Origin of the sequence: Candidatus Electronema sp. TJ (assembly GCF_048287355.1) — a bacterium.
Lineage (GTDB): Bacteria > Desulfobacterota > Desulfobulbia > Desulfobulbales > Desulfobulbaceae > Electronema.
Genome location: NZ_JBLWEP010000124.1, coordinates 1 through 5,145, shown reverse-complemented (window position 1 = coordinate 5,145; position 5,145 = coordinate 1). Strand labels below are relative to the sequence as shown.

6 protein-coding genes are annotated in these 5,145 nt (G+C 57.8%); 4 read left to right on the top strand and 2 right to left on the bottom strand.

Annotation, left to right across the window (positions count from 1 at the left end):
* Positions 1-230 (bottom strand): hypothetical protein (locus ACNKID_RS09295; RefSeq protein ID WP_417913149.1); only part of this gene is annotated, 230 nt, incomplete at its 3' end.
* Between the two features lie 203 nt (positions 231-433).
* Here ACNKID_RS09295 and ACNKID_RS09290 point away from each other — a divergent pair.
* Both ACNKID_RS09290 and ACNKID_RS09285 read left to right on the top strand, forming a co-directional pair.
* On the top strand, positions 434-1,684 hold the full coding sequence (locus ACNKID_RS09290; protein WP_417913148.1) for a DUF4434 domain-containing protein: 1,251 nt from the start codon (positions 434-436) through the stop codon (positions 1,682-1,684).
* A gap of 15 nt (positions 1,685-1,699) precedes the next feature.
* Entirely contained in the window at positions 1,700-2,218 is a 519-nt protein-coding gene (locus ACNKID_RS09285) for a lipocalin family protein (protein ID WP_417913151.1), read from the top strand.
* 6 nt (positions 2,219-2,224) lie between these two features.
* Here the strand turns inward: ACNKID_RS09285 and folK are convergent, their stop codons facing one another.
* Complete coding sequence (gene folK / locus ACNKID_RS09280) at positions 2,225-2,758, bottom strand: 2-amino-4-hydroxy-6-hydroxymethyldihydropteridine diphosphokinase (protein WP_417913147.1); 534 nt, start codon at positions 2,756-2,758, stop codon at positions 2,225-2,227.
* Between the two features lie 105 nt (positions 2,759-2,863).
* Between folK and cysS the strand changes: the two genes are divergently transcribed.
* Entirely contained in the window at positions 2,864-4,336 is a 1,473-nt protein-coding gene (gene cysS / locus ACNKID_RS09275; RefSeq protein ID WP_417913146.1) for a cysteine--tRNA ligase, read from the top strand.
* On the top strand, positions 4,318-5,142 hold the full coding sequence (amrB, locus tag ACNKID_RS09270) for an AmmeMemoRadiSam system protein B (protein WP_417913145.1): 825 nt from the start codon (positions 4,318-4,320) through the stop codon (positions 5,140-5,142). Before cysS ends, amrB begins: the two co-directional genes overlap by 19 nt.
* The last annotated feature ends 3 nt before the right edge of the window (positions 5,143-5,145 follow it).

Genomic DNA, 5,145 nt, shown 5'->3' with positions numbered 1-5,145 from the left:
TCACGCTTCATATGTCTCAACTCACGCTTCATACGGCTTATGTCACGCTTTATCCGCCTCAAATCACGCTTCATACGTCTCGTATGAAGTTTAATCTGTCTCATATGAAGCTTCATTCGCCTCAACTCACGCTTCATTTGTCTCATATGAAGCTTCATCCGTCTCATATAAAGCTTCATATGAGGCAAATGAAGCGTGAAACGGCGCGTCTCCAGCGTGCTGCCGGGCATTTTCCGTCCTCTGTTCCTCATCTTTGGCGACGAGCGGAGCGGAGCACAGCCGGAGCGTCGTAAAATGACCCTGACCTGCCCCTTCCGGTTGCAGGGAAGAATCTTCTCAGGATCGTGGGAATTTTTGCTGCGCTCAAAAGGACAGGGGGCAAAATCATTCTATTCTGCTCCAGCTCTATGTTTCGACTTCAATGGAGGACATCATGTCATTCTTTCTTTTGCTTTGCGTTTCCTTTGCCCTGATTATGCATGCCGCAGATGAGTCTGCGGCTGGAGAAGCGCGTATTCATGGCTTTTTCGTCCAGCCGTCTCTTGGCTACGGCGCGACAGATTTTCAAAGCTTTTCAAGTCAAGGTGAATACGACAGCTGGGTGCAAAGCATGGCCGATGTCGGCGCGGAAATGCTTTTTTACCAGTGGACAGTGCATTTTGAAAAAGGGCAGACGTGGTTCAGCAATCAATACGGCGGCAGCCCGGATGCGGACTTCGCCTTCTACAATCCGGCACCTCTGACGCTCAACGGCATAGAAACCAGAGGCTGGGTGACACCGACAAACTGGACAGGCTCGCCCAATCAGGACGGCAAGGAGCCGGTGGCCTATCTGCTCGACGCGGCGCAGAAAGCGGGCATCCAAGTTTGGCTTGGCCTTTATCTCAATGAAGAGTCAAGCTCGTTGAGTTGGTGGGATGCAGTGACAGATGAGAACTTCAGCGCGGCGGATCAGCTCATAATTGAACACCATGTCCTGCGCTCCATCGCGGTGGTGAATGACTTGGCGGCGCAGCACGGCAGTCATCCTGCCCTTGGCGGCTTTTATTATTCGATTGAAATCGCCAACAATGCTTTCACGCCAGCGGCAAATCATCCCTATCTGGCCTCAATCATCGATCGGGTGGCCAAGGCCGTGCATCAGGCCCTGCCGGGGAAAAAATTGGCCATCTCTCCGTTTTTCAACACAGCCTTGGACTCGGCGGAACAGTTCGGCGCAATGTGGGAATATGTGCTTAAGAACAGCGAGCTGGACATCATCATCTTGCAAGACGGGGTTGGTGTGGAGCCGCACACATTAACCAAAGACAACGACCAGGTCAGTCAATATTTCCGGGCTGTCCGCAAAGCCGCAAACGCCGCAGGCAAGCCGCTCTGGGGCAATGTGGAGCTGTTCACCAATCTGGGCGACCGGGAAGATCCGCAGCTCATTCCAGCATCGATAGACAAAATCCGCCTTCAGCTGCGGACAGCGGCTCCGCATGTGGACAAGTTCGTCTGTTTCGAGTTTCATTACATGGACCCGAACGACAACTACACATTTTATAAACCGTTGGGCGGCAATGCGGCGGCTGACAGTGCCATGCGCCAGACGCTCTATGACAACTACATGCTCTATTGGCAGAACTGGCAGGAACAAGCGAAAAACAACAGTGCCCTGCCAGCAATCCTTCACCTGCTTTGACCAGATATGGAAACATTGCGCAGATGTTTAGCCCTGTTTGCCGCTCTGACGCTCGGCGGCTGCCTTGGCATGCCGAAGAATGTCAGTCCGGTGAGCGGCTTTGAACTCAGCCGCTACTTGGGCAAATGGCATGAAATCGCCCGGCTCGATCACTCCTTTGAGCGGGGCATGGAGCGCGTCACCGCCGAATATTCTCTGCGCGAGGACGGCGGCGTGGCGGTCAAGAATCGCGGCTTCCTTGCGGCCAAGCAGGAATGGAAAGAGGCCGCAGGCAAGGCGTTTTTTGTCGAAGAACCAAGCACCGGCTATTTGAAGGTCTCCTTCTTCGGCCCGTTCTACGGCTCTTACGTTATCTTTGAGCTGGACAAGGAGCAGTACCAATATGCCTTTGTCTCTGGCCCGGATCATTCCTACCTTTGGCTGCTCTCGCGCACACCAACTGTGAACAAGGAACTGCTCGCTCGTTTTGTCGAGCAGGCGCGGCAGCGCGGCTTTGACACCAGCAAGCTGATTTATGTCAAACAGCAGCCCTGATCCTGCTCAGTCTTCCCAGCGCGTCCACTCAAAATCGCCTTTTGTTGTTTTTGGCTCCAGCTCCGCCAGCAGCTCGGCAACCGTTTTGTTCAACAGCGGATGCCGGAGCTGCGGGGCGATTTCCGCCAGCGGCGCAAGCACGAAGAGCCGCTGCTGCAAGGCCGGATGGGGCAGCGTCAGCCGCTCTGTCCGCAGCGTCAGCCCCTCGATCAGCAGAAGGTCAAGATCAAGAGTCCTGTCCTGATAGCCTTGCTGCCCTGGCAGGCGCACTCTGCCGAAGCGCAGCTCGGTCTTCAAGAGCATGTCGAGCAGCTCCTCTGGCGGCAGCAGGCAGCGCAGCAGTCCGGCGGCATTGATGAACCAGTTTTCGCTCACCATGCCCACAGGCTTGCTCCGGCAGGGCGAGGACAGCCGCAGCAGCTTCAGCTGCGGATGCCCGCCAAGTGAATGCCACGCTTCCAGCAGCAGCCTGCGCGACTGGCCCAGATTGGAGCCAAGCCCGATGCAGGCCAGCTGCCCTTCAGAATTGTTTCCGCTCATGCTTCCCCTTTGATGCGCATTGCTCGCGCATCTGCTTGTCCCTTGCGGATGACTGTGTTATGCTGGGCGCAAACTGATCAGACATCTCTCTATTGCCCCTGAACGATGAAGAACATCCGCATATATAACACGCTGACACGAAAAAAGGAATCGTTGCAGCCGCTGGAGGAGGGCCATATTCGCCTCTATGTCTGCGGCATCACCTCCTACGACTGGTGCCACATCGGCCACGCTCGCTCCGCTTTGGTTTTCGACATGGCCGTGCGCTACCTGCGCTGGCGCGGCTTTCAAGTGACCTTTGTCCGCAACTTCACAGATATTGACGATAAAATCATCAACCGGGCGAACGAGCAGGGCGTGGACTCGCAGGAGCTGGCCGAACGCTTCATCGCCGAATTTTACACTGACATGGACGCGCTGGGCGCGTTGCGGGCGGACATAGAGCCGAAAGCCACCGAGCACATTCCTGAGATGATCGCCCTGATTGAGCAGCTTGTCGAGCGAGGCTTGGCCTATCCTTCCGGCGGCGATGTCTATTACCGGGTGCGGAGCTTCGCGGACTACGGCTGCCTGTCAGGACGCAAGTTCGAGGAAATGCAGGCTGGAGCGCGGGTGGATATCAATGAGCAGAAGGAAGATCCGATGGACTTTGTCCTCTGGAAAGGCGCGAAGCCGGGTGAGCCGAAATGGTCCAGCCCGTGGGGCGAAGGCCGTCCAGGCTGGCATATTGAATGCTCGGCCATGAGCCGCAAATATCTCGGCGCGACCTTTGACATCCACGGCGGCGGCCAAGATCTGATTTTTCCGCATCATGAGAACGAAATAGCGCAGTCGGTTGGTGCGAACGGCCAGCCCTTTGCCAATCTCTGGATGCACCACGGCTTTGTCACAGTCAAAGAGGAAAAGATGTCCAAATCGCTGGGCAATTTCCTCACCATCCGCGAGGTGCTCAAGCAATGGCCTGCTGAAGTGCTGCGTCTCTTCCTCTTCTCCACGCAATACCGCAATCCGCTCGATTACAACGAAACCGCCCTGCGCGATGCTGAAGCGGGCCTTGACCGGATGTACGAGTGTCTGGCGAAGATTGCTGCGTTAGACGAGAAGGCAGGCGGAGCGGAGCAGCCGCGCATAGGCAGCAAAGAGCGGGAGAAGATCGCCGGGCTGCGCGAGCAGTTCGCAGCGGCGATGGACAATGATTTCAACACCGCGCAGGCTCTTGGCCAGCTCTTTGACACAGTGAAGCTGCTCAACAAGGCAGCCCGGCTGCTGCTGGATCAGCCCGGCAACGCCGAGGACTTGGCCGCGTTGCGGCAGGGCGCGGCGGACCTGCGCGAGCTGGGGGGCCTGCTCGGCCTGCTGGGGCAAAACCCAGCAGACTATCTGCGCCGGAAAAAGGAAAAGCTGCTCGCTGCTGTCAGCCTGAGCGAGGCGGAAATCAACGAGCTGATCGCCCGGCGCAACGCCGCCCGCGAGCGCAAGGACTGGGCGGCCAGCGACGCGGTGCGCGACGAGCTGCTATCGCATAAAATTGAATTGCAGGACGGACCGGAGGGAACGACGTGGAGCGTGAAGGCATGATCCGCCAGCCAGCAGTTGCAGGCACATTTTACGAGGCTGACCCGGACAAGCTGCGGAAGGAGGTGGCCCGTCTGCTGCCTGCTGCGCTGCGGAAAAAGAAGGCTCCGGCCAAAGCGGCGATCGTTCCGCACGCGGGCTACGTCTATTCCGGCGAAGTGACGGGCGAGGCCTTGGCGCGGGTGGAAATCCCGGAGACGGTCATTCTTCTCGGCCCGAACCACAGCACCGGCCTCGGCGCACCGCTGGCAGTGAGCGGCGAGGACTGGGAAACGCCGCTTGGCACGGTGCCGCTGGCGCAAGACCTGGCGACTGCGCTGGTCAAAGGCTCCAAGCTTTTCAAGAGCGACAATGCCGCCCACCGGCGCGAGCATTCTCTTGAGGTGCAGCTGCCTTTTCTCCAGCATTTGCAAAAGAAGCTGCGGATTGTCCCGATTTGCATTTCCCGCCTGCCTCTGCCGCAGTGCCGTCAGGCGGGCATGGATTTGGCTCAAGCAGTCAAAAATTATGCTAAACCAGTGCTCTTAGTGGTCAGCACCGATCTGAGTCACCACGAGCCGCGCACTGTGGTTTCGGAGAAAGATCAGCTCGCGCTTGGCGACATCCTCAGTCTTGATCCCGCCCATCTCTACCGCACCGTGCTGACCAAGCGGATCAGCATGTGCGGGGTCATCCCTGTGACCATCGCCCTGTTCGCCGCCTTGGAGCTGGGTGCGGAGCGTGCTCAGCTGTTCCGTTACACCGACTCCGGCTATGTCAGCGGCGATGTGCAGCGGGTGGTTGGCTACGCAGGGCTGGCGGTGCGGTAGGAG